This is a genomic window from Streptomyces sp. NPDC127129 (genome assembly GCF_042671585.1).
Classification (GTDB): Bacteria; Actinomycetota; Actinomycetes; order Streptomycetales; family Streptomycetaceae; genus Streptomyces.
Genome location: NZ_JBHXTV010000011.1, coordinates 56,818 through 78,146, shown reverse-complemented (window position 1 = coordinate 78,146; position 21,329 = coordinate 56,818). Strand labels below are relative to the sequence as shown.

The window sequence follows — 21,329 nt, the reverse complement described above, 5'->3', positions numbered from 1 at the left end:
TCGGCCGTCAGGGCGCCGCACCGAGTGCGTAGCGCACCAGCAGGAACACGTCCGCCGTCGCGTCGCGGGTGAGGACACGGTCGTCCGGGGAGAGGGTGAGGGCTGCCGTACGGGAGGTCTCCATGGCCGTGGACAGAGTGTCCACCCGCTCGCCCGCCAGGCGCAGGGGAGGGACGGCGTCGGGACCGGTGCGATGCAGTTCGACTCCGGTGATCCGGATCGGCTCGGACTGCGCGAAGAAGGGGAAGTGCTCCGCCGTGAGGGCGGCGGTGAAGTCCTCCTCGCCCGTGACGAAGGCGTGCCAGGCGGAAGAGAAGTCGTGGCGGAGACTGAACAGCCGGGACAGACCCGCCCGGTCGGCCTCCCGCACCTGGGCCGCGACGAACGCCTCGGCCTCGTCGCGCAGCTTCGCGCCCCCCGGCCGCGCCGTGTAACGGACGTGCAGGACGAGGTCGCTGATCGTCCGGTAGTCGAAGCCCCTGAAACGGCCGGGGAGTTCCACCCGCCAATGGCTCACCGCGCCGGTGCCCTCGGCCGGAAGGTACCGGTCCTCGCGCGGGTTCGTCTCGAACATGCCGAAGTCGCTGTTGCCCGTGCTCGTCACGACGGACGGCGCGGACCCGGTGTAGTCGGCGAAGCGGTCGTCGCTCTCCTTCCGGGCGTACGGCCCTCCCTCGCCCTCCTTGGCCAGCGGGGTCAGCCGCACCGAGGAACGCAGCTGCGTCAGGGTCGCGTGCACCCCGGTGTAGGGGCCCGTCACAGCGGCCAGTGTGAGCCCGACGCTCTTGATGCGCCGCAGATAGTGGCCCGGGCAGTCGAGGTCGTAGAGCCATTCCGGCAGACCGAACTCGCAGGTGCCCGTCTCCCGCAGCCGCATCAGGGCGAGCGGGTCGAGCTGGGCGAGCGAGACGTTCTTGGTGAGCTCGAACTCGTGGCGGTTGTGCTCGTGGTACGCCAGCTCCAGCCGCCGGAGGTCGAGCTGGAGGGCCTCGCCGGCCAGCAGGCCGCGCCGGCCGCCGTCCCAGTAGGTGAACTTGATGAACTCGCTCTGGTCGAGCTCGGGTCGCATCAGTTCGCGCTTGACGGTCTGCTCGGCCCGACGGGCGACGTCGAAGGCCATGCGGTAACAGGCGTAGAACTGCTTGGACAGTTCGCCCTGCATCCAGCCGTACAGCTCCGCGCCGGTGAACTTCTCGCGCAGCGACCGCTCCATCGCGAGGGACTGTTCGAGCTCCTTCTGGAGATTGTCGTACTCGCGCCTGGCGATCTGTTCACGGATCAACGAGGAGATGAGCTGCCGCCCGTTGGCCATCAGTTCGTACGCCGCCGAGTTGCTCTGGTGGGTCCAGTCCTCCATGCGCCGCTCGTATCCGGCGGCGCGCCCGGCACGACCCCCCTCGGCCACGGCGCGTTCCGCCTCGCCGCGCTCGCGGCCGGACAGGATGCGGCCGATCGCGGAGAGCGTGGGACCGCCCAGCTCCATGTGGCCGCCGAGGCCGAAGGGCTCGATGTCGATGCCGAAGTTGGGCAGCATGCCGAGGACGCTGTACAGCGTGTCGATCTCGACGGCCTCGCGCTGCCGTTCCTGGGCCGCCGGCATGTGCTGGTTGAGCTCCCGGTCCTCGCCGGGGATGAGCCGCAGGTCGCTCAGAGAGGTCAGGCCCGCCTGGGCGCCCGGGGCGGAGGCGTTCGCGAGCGAGCCGGGTTCGTCCCGCTCGGGTGCGATCGGGGTCGCGTACCGCGTGACGAGGTCACGGTGCACCTCGTCGAAGTTCTCCTCGGTGAGGGACTTGCGTGCCAGGGCGAGGGACCGGTGGCGGGCGATGTCGGCGTCCTTCTTGCCGAGCAGCAACTGGAAGTGGCGGTAGCGGTCGAAGAGCGTCTCCCGGGCGCGCAGCAGGTTCTCCGTGGCCTCCTCGGCGTCCTTCCACTGCAGGAACCGTACGTCCTGGACCCGTTTCTGTGCGCCGATCTCGTGCTGCTGGCGCAACAGCGCGAGCTGCTCGTTGTCCTGCTTCTCCAGGGCCGAGAGCAGGCCGCCGCCCAGCTCGCGGACCGACGCGCAGATCTCCTGGGCCTTGGTGAGGAGCAGCGCGGCGCGCACGGGCGACTGCGGCTGCTGGAGCCCGCCCACCGCGCTGGACACGTCGATGCCGGCCGCCGCCGCCCTGACGAGCAGACCGGGATCCAGCCTCGGTTCGAAGAGGGGGAGCTGCCGCACCACGCCGCCCAGGGTCATGCAGTGACGGATCTTGAACAGGCGGTCCTCGACGAGGTCCCAGTAGCCGAGCAGCTTGTCGTTGGGCGGCACACAGAAGTACAGCGTGCGGCCCAGGCCCAGCACGGGCGCGCTCGCGTCGGTGTCCACGCCGTCGCGCGCCGGACGGTAGAGGTTGAAGGGGAAGCGCACCTCCAGATCGACGAGTGCGTTGCCGAGCGGGTCGAGTCCGCGCTCGCGCAGCTGCGCGAAGGTCCTGGGGCGTACCTCGCCCGCGCGGGGCACCTCCTGCGGCCGGGGTCCCAGCAGGTCGGCGGCCAGGACGTACAGCTGGGTGGCCTCGTTGAGGGACTCGATGGTGTCCTGCTGGAAGAGGCTGTCGCCCCATGCGACGAGGTTGTCGAGGTACTTCATCACGACGGCGTACTGGTAGGCCGAGACGCGCGTACGTGCCACGGCGTGCGGCTGGAACGGGCGGGCGCGCACCGCCTCGTACCCGTAGAGGATCAGCTCCCGCGTGGCCAGCTCCTCCGGGGTGCACGTGTCCTCGGGCTTGGCCATCAGGGCCAGCAGGTCGTCGATCCCCTGCGGGCGTCCGCTCTGCCGGAAGCGCAGGAACTTCCAGTAGCGCTGCGGTTCGGGCTGGTCCGTCTCGTCGGACGTGGGGTCGAAGACGCGGTGGAACCACCGTTGGGCCTCCGCGAAGCGCTGGTTCTTGCTGAGGTGGACGGCGATCGTGAAGGGGATGTGGAAGAGCAGTTCCCAGTTGTAGCCGGCGTAGGGGCCCAACTCGCCGAGGTCGATCTCCTCGGGACGGGACTGGACCGCGCCGACGCTGGGGTCGTCGGTGACCGGCTCGAAGAGGGAATCGAAGAAATCGTTCCGCAGGGCGGCGTGCCGGGCCGGGTCGAGCAGTCCGTCCAGCGAGTTCCCGTTGAGCAGCGCCAGCAGCTCCCCGGCATAGGGGTGGTAGTGGTTGTCGAAGGTGTAGGTCACCACCGGGCGGGTGAGCAGCAGGGTGGAGCCCAGCCGGGCGAGGAGCTCGCGCCGCAGCGCCGCATGGTGGAAGCCGGGACGAACCGGTGCGCTGTCCATGCTGGTCGGCCTTTCGTCAGGGGCGTTCGGCGGTGGGCGTGCCGTCGAGGGAGCCGGCCGGACCGATGGGCAGCCCGTCGAAGAGGACGGCGTCGCCGCCGTCCAGGACGGTACGGATGCGCCCGTCGGAGCCCAGGAGGGTCTCCACCGGTGCCGGGGCGACGAGTCCGGCCACGAGGTCCGGGTGCGGGCGGGGCAGGTCGCGTTCCGGCAGGACCAGGTCCTCCTCCGGCAGGCGGTGGGCGCCGGGGAAGAGCGGCCCGCCGGCGGACACCGGGTCGAAGGGGACGGGGAGGTTGTCGAAGAGCCCGATGGGGGTCTGGGAGACCTGGGGCCGTACGAAGAAGACACGGCGCCGGTTCTGCAGGAAGAAGGGAGCCTCGTACGGGTTGTCCAGGGCGTGCCACCCGAAGACCTGGGTGAGGCCCTCGGACCTGTGGAGCACGGTGTGGTCGAGCTGCAGCGGCCCGTCGTAGTGGAGCGAGACCCCGCCCGACACGGAGACGTACCGGCGGCGCTCCTCCGGGTTCACGAAGAATCTGGTCTCGTTGACCCCGGCGGGCGCGGAGTGAAGATTGTCCAGGACGAAGGCGTATCCGCCGTGCCAGGCCACGTGCGCGAGGTTGATCCACAGCCGGTCGTCGGCGTCGATCGCGGGGAACAGCGCGAGGTTCTGCCGGTCGAAGCCGCCCGGGTGTTCCAGGCCGCTGATCTGCAGCGGCCGGTTCGGGTCGGACGTGCGCGCGGACTGCCATCGGCCGTTGGAGTACTCGCTCCAGTTGAGCGTGGTCGTCATCCGCACCATCGGAGGCGTGGGCACATCGCGCCCGCGCATCTCGTTGAGCGGCTGGTCGGCCTGCAGCCGCGCGGCGACGGGCTCCTCCCGGAGGACGAGCCAGAACAGCAGCAGCCGCCCGTTCCAGACCGTCATCGTCAGGTGGTCGCCGGTGACGTCGGGCCCGATCCGCTCCCAGGGGGACCAGGTTCCCTGGGCGCGCCGGCGGTAGTAGTGCTCGCGCCGGCCGCCGCCGCCACGAGCGACCACATGGACGACGTCGTCGGCGGCGCCGGTGGAGGGCCCGGTGTCGCGCTCGTCGACGAACACGCAGAGGATCTCCAGCTTGGCCACCGCGGCCAGGTCCTCCAGATAGTGCCCGATGGCGGTGGCCGCCGCGTCGTCGGTGATGTCCCCCGCCAGGAGTTTGCTCTCCAGCTCGCGGAACTGCGGCGACTTGTCGTCACGCAGCTCCGGTTCCAGCCAGTTCTCGGGATACAGGAAGACCGTGCGATTGGCCTCCCAGGTCCGGTACCGCTTCATCCACTCCCACTGGCCCGCCTTGACCGCGGCCGGTGAGACCCTCGGCTCCAGGTTGAGCAGGACGCGCTGGACGAACAACTGGACCGTCGAGATGGCCTGTTTGATGCGGGACGTCTGCATGCAGGGGTCCATCTGGACATCGATCAGCGTGTGCTCGAAGAGCTTGTCGGGGGTGTCGACGGCGCGCGTGGCGGGGTTCCGGGCCAGGCCGTGGAGGGCGTACGCGGTCAGCGCGTCCCGGCGGCGGCGGCGCAGCCCGTCGTTCAGCGGGCGGAGCAGTTCCAGCCAGCCCGCCTCGTCGTAGTGGGCGCGCACGGCCTGACGTACGGTCACGGCGGCCTCCGGACCGGGCTCGTTGGTGAGCGTGTCCAGCAGCACACCCGTGCTCACACGGGTGGTCGCGGCGAGACCGAAGACCGCGGTGACACGCCCCAGACCGGTCACGGAGGCGAGGTCCGCCGGGCTCAGGCCGGTGCGCAGGAGCACGCCGTCCAGCGCGGACTCGTCCCAGCCGGGCAGCGTCGAGCGCAACGGGCGCCCGTCCGGGCCGGTGACGTCCGGGTCCCGCAGCACCGCCAGCAGGGTGTCCCCGGACACTGCGAGATCGCGGCGGAGCGCCACGTACCGCGCCAGCGTGTCGGCGGCGAAGAACAGGGCGCGCTCGCGTGTCCCTTCCGGATCCCGGGTGGCGTGGGGCGGGACGACGGGCACGGCCTGGAGCCAGCTCGCGCCGTCGATCGTGTGGTCGGGGTGCGCGGCGAAGTACGCGAGCTCCGGCGCGGACAAGCCCAGCGTCCTCGCCAGGTCGAGGACCTTGGTCAGCCGGATCCAGGTGGCGGTGAACGCCGCGAACTCCGCGGCAGGACGGAGGGCGGCCTCGGGAACGGCCTCCCGGGCGCGGCCGCGGGCCTCCCAGCCGAGCACGGGGGAGGCCTCGCGGCTCGCGGTCAGCCGCAGTTCGGCCAGCGGGCCGGCGGACAGCGCGACGGGGCCGCTCGTCCAGGAGGTCCCGGGCTCGCCGGGCCCGGGTGTGAGGGGGATGTCGGTGCCGTCGACGGCGAGGGTGTACTCGGCCGCGGCGGCCGCGCTGACGGTGAACGTGAACTGGCTGGTGTCGGGGACGTTCAGGTAGCCGTGCCGCTCGCTGCCGGCCACATGGCCGACCGTCTCCTGGTGGTAGCTCCCGGACGAGGAGCCCTTGGCCGCCTCACCCTTGTCCCCGGCACGGTGCTCCGTGCCCCCGGCCGTCGCCGGCTCCCCGCCGACCGTCAGCGTCAGTCCGGTACGAGCCAGGGCCAGGGCGTCCTCGACCGCGGGGCGGCCCGGGGCGGCGGACGAGCCGAGCAGTGCAGCGTCGTCGAGCAGCGGAGCGATCTCCGCGGACGTCACCCCGCACTCGTCGGCCAGCCGCTGATGGACCTGGCGGCGCTGGAGCCGGTCACGGACCCCGGGCAGGATCCCGTCGAGCAGTCCGCGCATCCGGTCCTCCCTGGGCCCGGGCGCGTCGACGTAGACGGTGTGCGCCGACCGCAGGTCCGGGTAGCGGGTGAAGAACTCCTCGGCGTCGGCACGGGACAGCCCGTGCAGCTTCTCCACGGCGGACGCCAGGGCGGAGGAACGTCCGTGCGCGTCGCGCACCGCGTCGAGGACCGGAGTCGGGACGGCGCCCCGGTGGCTGAGCGTCCCGGCGAAGGCGTCGTACGACAGCCCGGGCGGCAGGTCCGGCTGCGGGGGAAGTCCGGCGTCGGCCGGGGCGTACGAGGCCGAGGCCTCCCGGGTCTGGGTCTGGGGCTGGGGCTGGGCGTAGGGCGTGGAGAAGATGACGGTGCTGTCCAGCAGGCCGAAGAAGGTGTCGGCGGCCTCCGTCCCGTACAGCAGCGCGAGGCGGGCCCGGCCCAGTTCGCCCGTCGGGTCCTCCACCGCGACCGTGATCTCGGCGTCGATCCGTACGAGGTCCTGGTGCAGCTCCTCGGCCAGGGCACGGATGTCCGCGACGGGCGGCAGCGCGTGGCCGGAGCGGTCCTCGTGCCGCAGCAGCAGGCGCAGCCGAGCCGGAGCGAGGCCGGCCGCGTCGAGCCGACGGGCCAGCTCCGTCAGGCGCACCAGGGGAGGGGAGCCGGCCCGCGGCGGCTCGGCCGCGGTGTCGGTGAGGGGCGCGAAGGGGTCGATGCCCGAGAGATCGGTCAGCAGCACGAGATCGGCGGGAGCGAGGCCGAGCCTGCGCGAGAGCCAGCCGTGGCGGAAGACGGCGCTGACGTTCTCCAGCGTCAACGGGGTCTCCTCGTCGACGCCGAGCGCCGTGAAGGTGTCCGCGAGCCCGGCGGCGTCGAGTGCGGTGGCGGCCTGGAGCTGAGCCGCCTGGTCGGTGAGGCGGGCGTCCCGGGCGCCGGGCACGTTGCCGTATCCGTCGTCCTCGAAGGCCGGGGCGGGCAGGCAGCCGGGGCCCAGGAACAGCCGGTGGTAGAGCGAGCGGGGACCGGCCGTGTCGAGCGGGGCCCAGCAGGCGAGGAGCGCGGGAAGTTCTCCGGGTTCCACGCCGAGGAGTTCCATGGCCGTCTTGACGTGGGCCAGCCGCAGGAGTACCTCCGCGAAGTCCCGGTCGAAGCGGTCGCGCTCGACGACCGCGGGATCCTTCGCGGGGTCGGCCGGCTGCCGAGGAGAGGCGGGGAACAGGGCCACGAGGGCCGCGTCGGTCAGCTCCACGGTCCAGCCCAGGGCCCGTCGCAGCCGCACGAACCGGGTGAGCCGCCGGAAGTCCGGCGGGGTGAGGCGGTTCGCCGCCGGGTCGGGCAGGGCGCGCCGCAGTTCGAGCCGGTCGAAGGCCGATCCGTCGTCCGCGTCCCTTCCGCCGGCGCCCTCGGACGCGGGATCGGTGAGCGTGATCAGACTCATGATCAGGTCGTGCTGGGCCAGGATCCAGCCGGGGATGTCGCCGCCGAAGGCCTCCGGGTCCTGGCCGGCGAGGAACTGCTCGGTGAAGGCGGACGGGGTGAGCTCGCCGCTGTGCAGCCGCCTCAGGTCGGCGAAGCCGACGCCGAGCCGTTCGAGCCTGGGCAGCAGGGCCACCGCCGGATTGACGAAGCGGCAGCGCAGCAGGTCGGTCAGCTCGGTCGGCGTGACGCCCAGGCGTCGTGCGAGGGTCCTGGCGGAACTCAGCTCGGTGATCGCCTCGGCCTCCGTGGTGTCGGCGACATCCGCCCCGAGCAGTTCGTGCCAGGGCATCGATCCGTCGGTGAGCAGGCGCCGCTCCTGGCGCGAGAGCCGCAGGCGCTCGGTCAGCACGTCGCGCAGGGCGTAGGCCGTCTCCGGCGAGCCGGGCGGCGGATCCAGCGCGCCGTCGCCCGGGCCCAGCACCTCGAGTGCGCTGTCGAGGGTGAGACGGGCGAGGCCGAGGTGGGCCCGGACCTCCTCCAGATCGCGGTGGAAGGGGAGGGTGAGCGGATGGCGGGCGTCCCGCAGGGCCGTGTAGGCGGCGTTCTGGGTGTGGTCGGGAGCCGCGGCGAGACGTGCGGACTCCGCCTCGGGGTCGGCACCGGCCGGGACGTCGAAGCCCTCGAAACCCGACAGGGAGAAGTTGTGCACCGCGAAGTGTTCGAGGACCTCGTTGACGAGGTCCACGTAGGGGAGGGTGGTGTTGGTGTTCTCGCAGGTCAGTTCCGTATGTGCCAGGTCGGGCCGGCGTTCGAGGAGGACGTCCAGCGGGTTCGCCGCGCCGTCGGTGTCGCTCGGCGCGCGGTCGAGGAAGAGCAGCAGGTCGACCAGGTACGCGGCCGGGGAGAGTACGGAGCGGCAGTGCGCGCAGGCCACGAAGTCCAGGCCGCCGAAGAGCGACTCCAGGTCAGCGCTGTCGGGTGGGGCGGCGACGGGCGTCGCGGCACCGTCCGCGCCGGGCGTGATGCCGTCGGCGAGGCCGGGGACGCCGACGGCACCGGAGAACGGGTCGGGCACGGCGCGGAGCGCGGGCGCGGCGCGGGCCGTGAGGTATCCGGCGGCCAGGTTCAGGACGGCGTGGTGCACCTGGTGTGCCTTGGCGTAGGTGAGCCGCGCCTGTTCCTCGCCGCCGAGGTCCTCCGCGACGAGGGCGACGAACGCGCGCTCGCCATGGCGTACCGCCGCGTAGGCCGAGTCGATTCCCCGCGCGGCCAGGGCGGCCATCGCCGAGTCGGAGGGACTGATCTGGTACAGCCTTTGCAGGGTGCGGAGTTCGGCGAGGGCGTCCGATCCGAGGCTGATGCCGTGCTCGCGCACGAAGCCGTCGACCGGGTGCACGCCCAGCTCGAAGCTTCCCTGGTGGTCCGTCAGGAAGCCTCGCAGCTCGTCACGGACCGGTTCCTCGGCCTCCCGGGCCAGGTCGCCTTCGGCGACCATCGCGGCGACGGTCGCCGTGGGGTAACTGAGGGCGAGCTGCCCGGCCAGCACCTTCGCGTACGAGGCGCGTCGCTCCGGCTCGCCCTCGCCCGGCATGCCCTCGGGCACGTCCAGACCCGCGAGGAGCGGATCCCAGTTCTCGGGGCGGTGCAGCCCCTGGGCCACCAGCGAGACCGGGTCCCGGTCCTCGACCCGGCCACGGAGGCGGGAGACGAGTGGCGGCACGTTGCCGGTGAGCAGGGCGAGTTTGCCGGTCAGCCGGATGTCCTCGGTCAGGAGCCGTGCCGTACGCAGGGCCTCGTCCGGCGCCTCGTCCGAAACGGCGGCCAGCGCGGTCGCGGCCTCCTCCCACATGGCGGGCAGGTCGTGGCGTCGCGCGTGGTAGACGGCGGCGAACCGCTCCTTCTGACCGTCGTCGAGACCGGCGGCCGCCAAGAGGTCGCCGAGGGTGGCGGAACCGCTCCGGTCCGGGACGAGCGGCTGGTCGAGGAGCTGGTGTGAACCCTCGGCGGCGAATCGTTCCACCAGCTCGGGAAGGCGGTCTCCCAATGCGGCGGGCACGATCCCCTCGGTGACGGCGCCACGCCAGATCTCCTCGACCGTCGGGCGGTCCAGCCGGCCGAGGACGCCGGGGCGGGCGGCCACCCCGGCCCGGAACAGCGCGTAGTACAGCGGAGCGGGGATCTCGCTGCCCTCCGCGAACCGGTCGGCGAGCGAGGCCATCGCGATCATCCGGGCGTCCCACCCGGTCTTGTTCGCCAGATACGTGATCTGAGGACGCTCCGGCGTCTCGGTCAGCTCCGCCATCCGCAGTCCCGAGCCCTCCAGAGAGCCGGGCAGCGAGGCGGTGAGCTGCTCGTACTCGACGGGGCGCCGGAACGCCGCGGACGGGACCGCCAGATCGACCTGGGTGTCGGGCCCGGCCGAGAAGGCCACGGGGCCGGCGGCCAGCACGGCGCCCTGTTCGTCGAGGACGCGTACGAGGAGGTCGGGGGCGGTCGCACCGCGGGCGCGGGAGGCGGACAGGTCGCAGACGATGCGGTAGCCGCCCCTGGCGTCGGTGACGGCCTCGCCGAGCGGGAGTTCGTCCGCGAGGAACACGTCGGCCGCGGTGACCTTCAGGCCGGGAACGGGCACGCGCGCGTCGGTGAACACCCGGCCGCGCACCTCGGCCCCGGTGACGCGCGTGGCCGCGACGGCCGCGAACACCGGCCCGCCGTTCTCGTGGGGAGGGTCCGGGGCGAACGGCAGCAGGGGAGCGTCCGGCCCCGGCCGCCGGGGAGGGGCGGCGGGGGACGGCGTGGGCGGAGGAGGGACGACGCCGTCTGCGGGGCTGGGCGCGGCGGCCGCGCGGCCGGGGTTCGCCGGGTTCGCCGGGTTCGCCGGGGGTGGCGGAGCCGCGGGAGCCGGAGCTGGAGCGGGAGCCGGGTCCTGGGTCGGGGCCGGAGCCGGGGCCCGGGCCGGAGCGGGAGCGGGAGCCGGGGCCGGCGTCAGGTCCGGGGCCCGAGGGGCAGGGTCGGGCGCCGGGGCCGGAGGTGCAGGGGCGGGCGCCGGTGGGGGTGCGGGGTCCGCTTCCACCGGAGGCGCGAGGTCCGGCCGGGCCGCGGGGTCCGGTACAGGCGGGGGCGCGGGGGCGGCCGCTTCGGCCTCCGGGCCGGACGGCGCCGCGTGTGCCGGTGCATGGGGCAGCGTCAGGTCGACGTGTTCCACGCGGTGCAGGTCGTCCCGGGGCATGGACTGGGCCAGCACGGTGCCGTCCCTGTCGCGCACACGCACGACGAGGTCGACTCGTGCCTTCACCCGGTCGATGCCCGGCCCCAGCCGCGCGTAGTGCGCGGGGTCGTAGAAGAGCCGGTACGAACCCTCCGCGTCGCTGACCGTCTGCCCCAGCCCCGACTCGCCCGGATCGAGGAACTCCGCGTCCGCCGCCTCCACCACCGCCCCGGCCACCGTGGTACCCGTCGGCGTGCGCAGAGTACCGTCCACCAGACCGAACTGGGCGGAGGCGAAGAGAAGTTCGTTGAGGGCGGTCGCGGTTCCGGCGTCGACCTCACCGTCGGCGCCCGAGCCGAGCCGGATGTCCTCCTGGAACTCCCGTACCGCTGCGGCCGTCCCGTGCCCGTACCGTTGTTCCGCGCGCTCCTCGGGAGGAACCCCCGAGCCGCGATCGAGCCTGTCGAGCGCCGCATGGAGGTCCGCGACGGGCGCGCCCGTGCTGCCAGGGGCGATCGGCGTGAGTGCTCGCATGCAGCCACTATCCGGAACGGCCACTGCCGCCGCGAGCGATGTTCGGCCGTCTGCCGTGCAGCGCGCGGATCGGCCGCCACCGCCCGCGGACTCCGCATGCAGGGGGCCCGGCGCGGAGGTACGTTCGAGTCAGTGCACCCGGATGGAGCAACGGAACTCTCCGATCGGCGGGAGGCGTCATGGCACCTGAACCCCAGGGTGCCGGCGCCGCAGGCTCACCGGCCGACCCGGGTTTCCGGCCCGAGGCGCCCCACATCAGCTTGCCGAAGGGCGGCGGGGCGGTCCGGGGCATGGGGGAGAAGTTCGGGGCCGACCCGGTGACCGGCACCGGGTCGTTCGGCGTCCCCGTCCCCACCTCCCCTGGCCGCATGGGTTTCGGCCCCCAACTCGGCCTGTCGTACGACTCCGGCGCGGGAAACGGCATCTTCGGCATCGGCTGGTCCCTGTCGGTCCCGGCCATCACCCGCAAGACCGACAAGGGGATTCCCCGGTACGCGGAGGGCGGTGCCGAGGAGGACGTGTTCCTGCTGCCCGGCGCCGAGGACCTGGTGCCCGAGCTGCGCCCCGACGGCGCCCCGCACCGCGCACCGGTCGACGGCTTCACCGTGCAGCGGTACCGCCCGCGCGTCGAGGGAGCCTTCGCGCGCATCGAGCGCTGGACGCACGAGGAGACGCACGAGGCGCACTGGCGGGTGCTGTCCGCGGACAACGTGCTCACCGTCTACGGCGGGGACGAGGACTCACGCGTCAGCGACCCCGAGGACCCGGGCCGGGTCTTCAGCTGGCTGATCTGCGAGCGGCGCGACGACCGGGGACAGGCCCTGCTGTTCGACTACGGGCGCGAGGACGGCCGGGAGGTGGATCTCTCCCGGGCCCACGAGCGCAACCGGGGCGACCGCGACAGCCCGCTGCGGTGCGCAGCCCGCCACCTCAAGCGGATCCGTTACGGCAACCGTGAGCCGCTGCTCGACGACCGGGGCCGGCGGCCCCGGTTCCTGTCGGCGGCCTCGCGCGCCGCGGCGGACTGGATGTTCGAGGTCGTCCTCGACTACGGCGAGCACGACGCGACGAATCCGCTGCCGCGGGAACCCGAGGGGGTGTGGGACCCGCGACCCGACCCCTTCTCCTCGTACCGTGCGGGATTCGAGGTCCGCACCTACCGGCTGTGCCGACGGATCCTGATGTTCCATCACTTCCCCGAGGAGCCTGGGGTCGGCCGCGACTGCCTGGTGGGCTCCACCGACTTCACCTACGAGCTGCCGGAGAGCACCGAGAACGCACCCGGACCGGTGTACTCCTTCCTCACCAGGATCACGCAGCGCGGCTACGTCCGTTCGGGTTCCGGGTACCGGTCGAGCTCCCTGCCCCCGCTCGACCTCGAATACAGCACGCCCCGGATCGACGAGACCGTCCACACGGTCCCGGCCTCCGCCGACGCCGCGCCTTCGGGACCGGTCGACGGCCGCCGCACCCAGTGGGCGGATCTGGACGGCGAGGGGCTCACCGGCCTGCTGACCGAGGTCGGCGGGGCATGGTTCTACCGTCGCAACACCGGCTTGTCCGAACCGTCCGGCGACGTACCGGTCGGCGACGTACCGGCGGGCGGCGACACCGAGTCGACCGTGCCGGCCGGGCCGACCTTCACCGGTGGTGCCGCCGAGGCGCGCACGCCGGTCCAGCCGGGGCTGGCCACCGGCACCCGGCAGCTGCTGGACCTCGCGGGCGACGGGCAGTTGGACCTCGCCGCCTTCGCCGGCCCCGTCCCCGGGTTCTACGAACGCACCGTCCCCGGGGAGTGGGAACCCTTCCGGCCCTTCGCCTCCCTCCCCGTACTCGACTGGTCGGATCCCCGGCTCCGCTTCGCCGACATGACCGGTGACGGCCTGACGGACCTGCTGACCGCCGAGGATTCCGCGCTGACCTGGTACGAGTCCTTGGGCGAGAACGGCTTCGGCCCGGCGCGCCAGACGTCGTTGCCCTTCGACGAGGAGCGGGGGCCCCGGCTGCTCTTCGCCGACCCGCGCCGGGCCGTGGCACTCGTGGACCTGTCCGGCGACGGTCTCAGCGATCTCGTACAGGTGCGGAACGGTGAGGTCTGCTACTGGCCGAACCTCGGACACGGGCGGTTCGGCAGGAAGGTCACGATGGACGGAGCCCCCGTCCTCGACGCGCCGGACCTGTTCGACGCCGCGCGGATCCGGTTCGCCGACGTGGACGGCTCCGGCACCACCGACCTGCTCTATCTGACCGGTGACGGCGTCTCCCTGTACTTCAACCAGTCCGGAAACGCGTGGAGCGGCCCCCGGTGGATGCGTGACGTGCCGCGCTACGACAGCTCCGTCACCGTCGCGGTCCTCGATCTGCTCGGCGCCGGCACCGCCTGCCTGGTGTGGGCCTCACCGCACCCGGCGGACGCCCACGCGCCCCTGCGGTACGTGGACCTCATGGGCGGCCGCAAACCCCACCTGCTGACCGGCTTCCGCAACAACCTCGGGGCGCGCACCGACATCGCGTACACCCCCTCGACGCACTACTACCTCGAAGACCGGCGAGCGGGCGCCCTGTGGCTGACACGGCTGCCCTTCCCCGTGCACTGCGTCTCACGCATCACGGTGAGCGACCGGTGGCGTGGCACGGTCTTCACCACCGCCCACTCCTACCACCACGGGCATTTCGACGGTGTCGAGAGGGAGTTCAGAGGCTTCGGCCGGGTCGAGCGGGTGGACACCGAATCGTTCGGCACGTTCGCCTCGTCCCAGCCGGACGGCCCGTTCACCACCACCGACCGGACCCTCTACCAGCCACCGGTCAAGACCGTGACCTGGTACGACACCGGTGCCGACGGTCCGGCGACGGGGCTTTCGCGGTACGCGGCCGAATTCTTCGCCGGGGCGCGTGCCGGACCCTTCCGGGAGCCGGAGCCCGCCTCGCGGATCGAGCCGGGGAACCTCGACCCCGAGGAACTCCGCCAGGCCGCCCGGGCCCGGAAAGGACTGATGGTCCGACAGGAGACGTACGAACTCGATCCGGAGGCGCTGGAATCCGGCACCCACCGTCCGGTGAGGCTGCTGAGCGCGCAGTCCCACGGGACGAGGGTCCACTGCCTTCAGCGCCGGGGGACGAACCGGCACGCCGTCTTCCTCGTGCCGCCCGGCGAATCCGTGTCCCTCGCCTACGAAGCCGATCTCCGTGCCTCCCCTCTCTCCCTCGATCCGCGCGTGAGTCACACCCTGCCGCTGCGCTTCGACGCCCAGGGGCACGTCCTGCAGTCCGTCACCGCCGTTCACCCCCGGACAGGCCGCTTCGAGGACGACACGCTCGACGACGGCGCGGTCGGCCTGGTGCGCGAGGTCCAGAGCGAGCTCCATCTCGCCTACACCGAGACGCGGTTCACCGCCGAGGCTGCCGATGCGGACGGCGCGGAGGACGAGGGCGACGACGTGGATCACCACCGGATCCCCGTGCCCTGCGAGACCCTCGTCCACGACGTGACGGGCGTGAGCCCGCGCGACGGCCCCTACTTCGGTGCCGCCGAGCTGCTCGGCCTCGCGCTCAGCTCCGTGCACCAGCCGCCGGACCCGCGCCTGACCGCCGTACCCGACCAGCCCTACCACCTGCTGCCCGCTCCCGCCGACGGGGCCCGCAAGCGGCTCGTCGAGCACCGGCGCACCCTGTTCACCGACGACACCGACCCGGCGCTCGAACGGCCCGCCCCCCTGGGCACACTGCCGCGCCTGGCGCTTCCGTACGAGGAGTACCGGCTCGCCCTCACCGACGACCTGCTCGCCGCCGTCCTCGGCGACCGCTTCACCGAGGACGTACGGGATCTCCTGGCCGACGGGAGGGAAACCGGGTACGCCGGCGGCGCGCCGCTCGCCGAACTGTTCCCCGGCGAGGAGCACACCGGACAGTACTGGCTGAGGTCCGGGAGGTCTGGGTTCGCACCGGACGCGGCCCGGCACTTCTACCTGCCCGTGAACCACACCGACCCCTTCGGGAACGTCGCCGTCCTCACCCGCGACACCCGCGACCTGTTCGTCGAGACCAGCACCGACGCCGCGGGCAACCGCACGCGCGTGCTGCGGTTCGACTTCCGGGTCCTGGCCCCGACCGCCGTCCTGGACCCGAACGACAACGTGTCGGAGGCCGCGTTCGACATCCTCGGCCGGACCGTCGCCGTGGCGGCCCGCGGCAAGGGCGAGGAGGCCGACGACCTCGGCCTGCTGACCCCGGCCCTCGCCGATCCCCCGCAGGACGAGCTGGACGCCTTCTTCGACGCCTCCGCACTCGACGAGGCGGCGGCCCGCGAATGGCTCGGGAACGCGACGGCCCGCTACGTCCACGACGCCGGCCGTCGCACGACGCCGGAGGGCACCACCGTCTGGGAGCGGCAGCCGCCGTGCGTCTGCTCCCTGCTCCGAGCGGAACACGTACGCCGGCTGTCGCCGGACGAGCGGAGCCCCCTCAGCGTCTCCTTCGCGTACTCGGACGGGCTCGGCGCCGTCCTGTCGACCAAGTCCCTCGCCGAGCCGGAGAATCCGGGAGGGCCCACGCGCTGGCTCGCGAGCGGTCGTACGGTCGTGAACAACAAGGCGATGCCGGTGCTGGCCTACGAGCCGTACTTCAGCGACCCGGAGGTGGGGCACCGGTTCGAGGAACCCCGCAAGGAGGGCGTCACCTCGGTCACGTACTACGACGCGCTGGGCCGCACGGTGCGCGTCGAGCAGCCCGACGGCACCGTCAGCCGGGTGGAGTTCTCGCCCTGGCACGTCGTGGCCCACGACCCGAACGACACGGTCGGCGACCCCGGCAACGCCTGGTTCGCCGCGCGCACGGCCCCCGGTGCGCCCGAAGCACAGCGCCGGGCGGCCGAACTGGCCGCCGCGCACGCGGGCACCCCGGCACTCACCGTGCTGGACAGCCTGGGCCGGGAGGTGCTCGCCGTCGCCCACAACCGGTGGCGCGACGAGGCGGGCGAGGAGCGGGAGGAGCGGTACGCGACGTACACGAAGCTGGACGCCGAGGGCAAACCCCTGTGGACCAGGGACGCCCGCGGGAACCTGATCGTGCAGCACATCCGGCCGCCGAAGCCCGCGCGCCGGGCCGACGAACCCGACCCGGCACACCCCGAGAGCTTCCCGGCCGGCAGCGCTCCCTGCTACGACCTGGCCGGGAACCTGCTCTCGGCACACGGCACGGACACGGGGGACCGCTGGCGTCTCGCGGACGGCGCCGGCGAGACGCTGCTGGCCTGGGACCCCGGCGACCGGCAGGACGAGACCGGCGGAGAGCTGATCCCCGAGGAGAGGCGACTGCGCACCGTGTACGACGTCCTGCGCCGGCCGGTGGAGCAGTGGCTGACCGTGGACGACGGGCCGCCGGAGATGATCGCCCGGTACGGCTATCTCGACGCCGGGAGCGGCGACGGAACGGCGGTGGCCTCGGCCAAGGAGCGCAACCTCTGCGGGCGGCTCCACCGGCACTACGACTCCGCGGGCCTGACGGTCACCGAACGCGCCGACTTCGGCGGCCAGGTGCTCCAGGTGAGCCGCCGGCTCGTCGCGGACCATCGTGCCGCCGCGACCGACTGGCAGGGCGCCGACCCGGACGCGCGGCTGGAGACCGAGCGCTACGAGCAGGTCGCGGAGTACGACGCGCTGGGCAACCGGCGGCGGCTGTACAACTGGCACCGGGGGACCGGCAGTCGCGTGGCGGTGCACGAACTGACGTACGGAGAGCGGGGTCTGCTCGCGAGCCATGAGCTGGTCGTGGGCGCGGTGAAGGCGGCGGGCGGCCACGTCGCGGGCGCGGACACCCGGCGCACGGCCGTCGTGTCCGCCGTGGTGTACGACGCCCAGGGCCGACGGCGGTCGGCGGGGTACGGGAACGGCACCACGACCACGTACGCGTACGACCGGGACAGCATGCGGCTGACGTCGATCCGCACGACCCATGGCGCGCGCGTCCTCCAGCACCTCACCTCGACCCACGACCCGGTGGGGAACGTCACCGAGATCCGGGACGACGCCTTCGAGCCCGAGTTCTTCGCCAACCAGCGTGTGGATCCGGTCCAACGGTTCGTGTACGACGCCGTGTACCGGCTCGTCTCGGCCACCGGCCGCGAGAACGCACGGGCCACCGGCCCGCCCGCGCCCGGGACCGCCCCGCGCCGGCGGACCGGCTTCCCGGTCCTCGAGGCGGACGCGCTGCGCGGATACACCGAGACGTACGGCTACGACGCGGTGGGAAACATCGAACGCGTGCGGCACGCGGCCGGGCCCCTGGGGAGCTGGACACGCGCGCACACCTACGTGCCGGACGGCAACCGGCTGGCCACCACGGTCCCGGGGGGCGCGGCGCGCCCCGTCCTGCACCGGCACGACGCGCACGGCAACCTCCTCAACTTCCAGAACACGCCCGCGGACTTCCATCTGCGCTGGGACCGCAGGGACCTGGTGCGCCTGTGCGACCGGGGCGGCGGCGGCCGGATCTACTACCAGTACGACTCGGGCGATCAGCGGACCCGCAAGGCCGCGGAGGACGGGGCGGGGACCCGGCTGGAGTGGAGCCGGATCCAGCTCGGCGGCCTCGACATCCACCGCCGCTTCGCGGGCGGCCGGGTGGTGGAGGAGATCGAGTCGATCCACGTGGCCGACGGCGCACGCCGGCTGCTGCTCGTCGACGACGTCCTGCGTTCGGACAACCCCCGGCTCCCGGTGGGCGCCCTGTACCGCTACCAGTACGAGAACCACCTCGGCTCCGCCGCGCTCGAACTGGACGAGCGCGCGCGGACCGTCTCGTACGAGGAGTGGCACCCCTACGGAACGGTCGCCTACGAGGCCGAGAACAGCGCGATCCGGTCGACGGCGAAGCGCTACCGGTACCTGGGCGGGGAGCGCGACGAGGAGACGGGCCTGAGCCTCCTGGGCTCGCGGTACTACGCGCCGTGGCTGGCCCGCTGGATCAGCGGCGACCCCTCGGGAGTGACCGGCGGACCCGATCTGTACGCCTACGCGGACGGCGATCCGATCGGGATGAAGGACGACACCGGCAGATGGCCCGCGATGGTCGACAAGTTCCTGAGCGACCCCAAGGGCGCGGCGAAGACCGCAGGAGCCGTGCTCATGGGCTACGCCGAGACACGTGTCGCGGCGCTGGCGGACAAGGCCGCGCTGCTCAATCCCGTGACCGCGCCGCTGAAGGTGACGGAGATGGTGGTGGAGAAGGTCGCCACCGAGGTCAAGGAGGTCCGTGAGGTGGCGCGCAAGGAGGGCAAGACCGCGGCCACCCTGCGTGCGCTCAGCGGTTCGACCTCCTGGCACGCGAGCGGCGCCATGGTGGCGGCGCACAAGCGCGGGGCGAGCCCGTGGAAGGTGGCGGAGGCGGGCATCGCGAAGCTGGGCGAGGACACGGCCGAGATGAACCCGCTCTACCACCTGGGTGTGGCGCTGGTGGGCGCCCCCGTCGCGGCCTCGGACGCCCTCGACCGGGGCGACGGCCGAGGGGCGGGCAAGCACCTGGCGGAGGGGCAGGGGGCCATGGAGGAGTTCGGGCAGGCGGTGATCCCGATGCTCGCGGAGGCCGGCGCGTTCAAGGCGGCGTCGCCGTCCAAGGGCACGATGTCGGGCAAGGCGAACGCGGGCCGTCTGAGGGCGCCGGGCCTGACCGGCGAACTCCAGGCGAAGGTCAACTCCATGGCCACGGAGTTCCTGGACCGGGTGGGTGTCGCCGAGCAGCAGCGCGGGGTGGGCCTGCAGCGGAACTCGGCCACTCTTGGCGATCCGAAGCGCAAGGTCCTGGACCCGCACGGCAAGGACATCGGCCGCAACCAGACGGGCTCGGTGGCGGAGGGCGGCATCGGGCTGGAGACGGGCATCGTGAAGCAGGTGAAGAACTGGACGCAGTGGAACACCGCGCGCCTGGCGACCCGCATCGAGGCCGCACTCCAGCACGAATGGTTCGAGTTCCGGGGCGCGACGCACGAGGAGGCGGTGAACCTCGGACGCGGGGTTCCCTTCGAGGGCAGCGAAGCCTTCAAGGACGCCTACCTGCCGATCGGGCCGGCGGCGAGGAGGCTGCTCCAGACCATGCCGTACGGCAAGCTCAACCTTTCCCCCGCCCTCCATCCGTACAACTACTGACGGTGCCCGCGCCGGTACGGGCCACCGGCCGGAGGATTCCGCCCGGCCCGCCCCGGGACCGTGACCGGCGTCCTACTCCGGGGCCGTCCGCGACTGGCACTGTGGCGCCATGACCGCCACCACCCACTCCGCCGCCCGCGCCCGTGCCCGCACCGGGGGCCCCAAGGACGACGGGCCGAAGATCCTCGAGCACGTCCTCGGCTGGACCCTCGTCGTCGTCCTCGCCATGTTCGTCACCCAGGCCGGCCTGATGTGATCGCCCGGGCCCCGGGCCGGCCCCCGAGGCGTCGCCCCGTGTGATCGCGGGCCGCCGAACGGGCATACTCCCTGCGCCACGGGCGCCGGGCGCCCCCGCGCGCGAACCGCCGGGGGCAGCATCGGCGCAGCAGTGACCGACGGCGGCGCCGCGTCACCCGCGCGCACCGCCGCAGCGCCCGAGAGGGAGGATGCGCCGCCATGCCCGACCACGCCCCGCAGACCGTGGAACGCCGGCTGCCCACCGAGGAGGCCCGGGAGCTGCTCGCCCTGGTCCGTGAGATCGCCGAGCGGGAGATCGCACCCCGCGCCGCCGAGGAGGAGGCCGAGGGCCACTTCCCGCGCGAGGTCTTCTCGCTGCTCTCCTCCTCCGGACTGCTCGGACTCCCGTACGACTCCGAGTACGGCGGCGGTGACCAGCCCTACGCGGTCTACCTGCAGGTCCTCGAAGAGCTGGCCGCCGCCCGCCTCACCGTCGGGCTCGGCGTCAGCGTGCACTCGCTCTCCTGCCACGCCCTGGCGAACTTCGGGACCGGGGAGCAGCGGGCCGCCCATCTGCCGTCGATGCTGGGCGGCGGTCTCCTCGGCGCGTACTGCCTCTCCGAGCCGGCCTCCGGATCGGACGCGGCCTCGCTGCGGACGCGGGCCGTCCGGGACGGTGACCACTGGGTCCTGACCGGCACCAAGGCGTGGATCACCCACGGCGGGATCGCCGACTTCTGCACGGTCATGGCGCGCACGGGCGTGGAGGGCCCGGCGGGGATCACCGCGTTCCTGGTGCCCGGCGACGCGGAGGGCCTGAGCGCGGCCGCGCCCGAGCGGAAGATGGGCATGAAGGGCTCGCCCACCGCCCAGCTCCACCTCGACGGGGTGCGGATCCCCGACGCGCGCCGGATCGGCGAGGAGGGGCAGGGGTTCGCGATCGCGCTCTCCGCCCTGGACTCCGGACGCCTCGGAATCGCCGCCTGTGCCGTGGGCGTGGCGCAGGCCGCGCTCGACGTCGCCGTCGCGTACGCCAGGGAGCGGCGGCAGTTCGGCCGGCCCATCGCGGACTTCCAGGGGCTCCGCTTCCTGCTCGCGGACATGGCGACCGGCATCGAGGCGGGCCGTGCGCTGTACCTGGAGGCGGCCCGCCTGCGCGACGAGGGCCGGCCCTTCGGGCGTCAGGCGGCCATGGCGAAGCTCTTCTGCACGGACGCGGCCATGCGGATCACGACGGACGCGGTGCAGGTGCTGGGCGGCTACGGCTACACGGCGGACTTCCCCGCCGAGCGGTACATGCGCGAGGCGAAGGTGCTGCAGATCGTCGAGGGCACGAATCAGATCCAGCGGATGGTCATCGCGCGCCGGCTTGTCGGACCAGAGTCCCGCTGACGCCGCTCACGCGGACGGTCCGGTCCGCCCAGACCGGGGCGGCGGTCAGCCGGTTCCACTCCTGGTCGGTGCGGCCCGGCAGCGTCCGGCCGTGGCTGGCCCACTGGCTGATCAGCGCCTTGTAGATGGGCGGGTCGGCGACGGCGGGCGGCGTCGGTTGCGGAACCGATTCTTCAAAGCGCGGCTCGGCGAGGCGCCGACGGCCGCTGCCGATGGGGGCGGTGTACAGCGATGTCATGACTGTCCCAACGCGACTCGCCGGGACGGGGTCACCGCCGGGGGGATTCGAGGAGGCGTTCGGGGGTTACCCGGG

6 protein-coding genes are annotated in these 21,329 nt (G+C 73.0%); 3 read left to right on the top strand and 3 right to left on the bottom strand.

Annotated elements, in window-relative coordinates:
• Nucleotides 1–7: 7 nt before the first annotated feature.
• Together ACFVGW_RS21655 and ACFVGW_RS21650 are read right to left on the bottom strand one after the other, a co-directional pair.
• Nucleotides 8–3,313, bottom strand: coding sequence for a hypothetical protein (locus ACFVGW_RS21655; RefSeq protein WP_385853161.1), 3,306 nt, complete (start codon nt 3,311–3,313; stop codon nt 8–10).
• A gap of 16 nt (nt 3,314–3,329) precedes the next feature.
• Nucleotides 3,330–11,246, bottom strand: a complete 7,917-nt coding sequence (locus ACFVGW_RS21650; protein ID WP_385853160.1) for a neuraminidase-like domain-containing protein — start codon at nt 11,244–11,246, stop codon at nt 3,330–3,332.
• A gap of 179 nt (nt 11,247–11,425) precedes the next feature.
• Between ACFVGW_RS21650 and ACFVGW_RS21645 the strand changes: the two genes are divergently transcribed.
• The 3 genes from ACFVGW_RS21645 to ACFVGW_RS21635 all read left to right on the top strand — a co-directional run bounded on the left by ACFVGW_RS21645 (nt 11,426) and on the right by ACFVGW_RS21635 (nt 21,016).
• Nucleotides 11,426–19,387: a SpvB/TcaC N-terminal domain-containing protein gene (locus ACFVGW_RS21645; RefSeq protein ID WP_385853159.1), complete on the top strand. Its 7,962-nt coding sequence runs from the start codon at nt 11,426–11,428 to the stop codon at nt 19,385–19,387.
• 109 nt (nt 19,388–19,496) lie between these two features.
• A complete protein-coding gene (locus tag ACFVGW_RS21640; RefSeq protein WP_383225825.1) occupies nt 19,497–19,643 on the top strand; it encodes an SCO1431 family membrane protein in 147 nt (48 codons plus the stop codon).
• A 200-nt stretch (nt 19,644–19,843) separates the two neighbouring features.
• The gene (locus ACFVGW_RS21635; protein WP_385853158.1) at nt 19,844–21,016 is read left to right on the top strand and encodes an acyl-CoA dehydrogenase family protein; all 1,173 of its coding nucleotides are present in this window, start codon (nt 19,844–19,846) and stop codon (nt 21,014–21,016) included.
• Here ACFVGW_RS21635 and ACFVGW_RS21630 read toward each other — a convergent pair.
• Nucleotides 20,979–21,254 carry a hypothetical protein gene (locus tag ACFVGW_RS21630; RefSeq protein ID WP_383225829.1) on the bottom strand — a complete coding sequence of 92 codons (276 nt, stop codon included), beginning with the start codon at nt 21,252–21,254 and terminating at the stop codon, nt 20,979–20,981. The two genes, ACFVGW_RS21635 and ACFVGW_RS21630, sit on opposite strands and share 38 nt — an antisense overlap.
• Nucleotides 21,255–21,329: the final 75 nt, after the last annotated feature.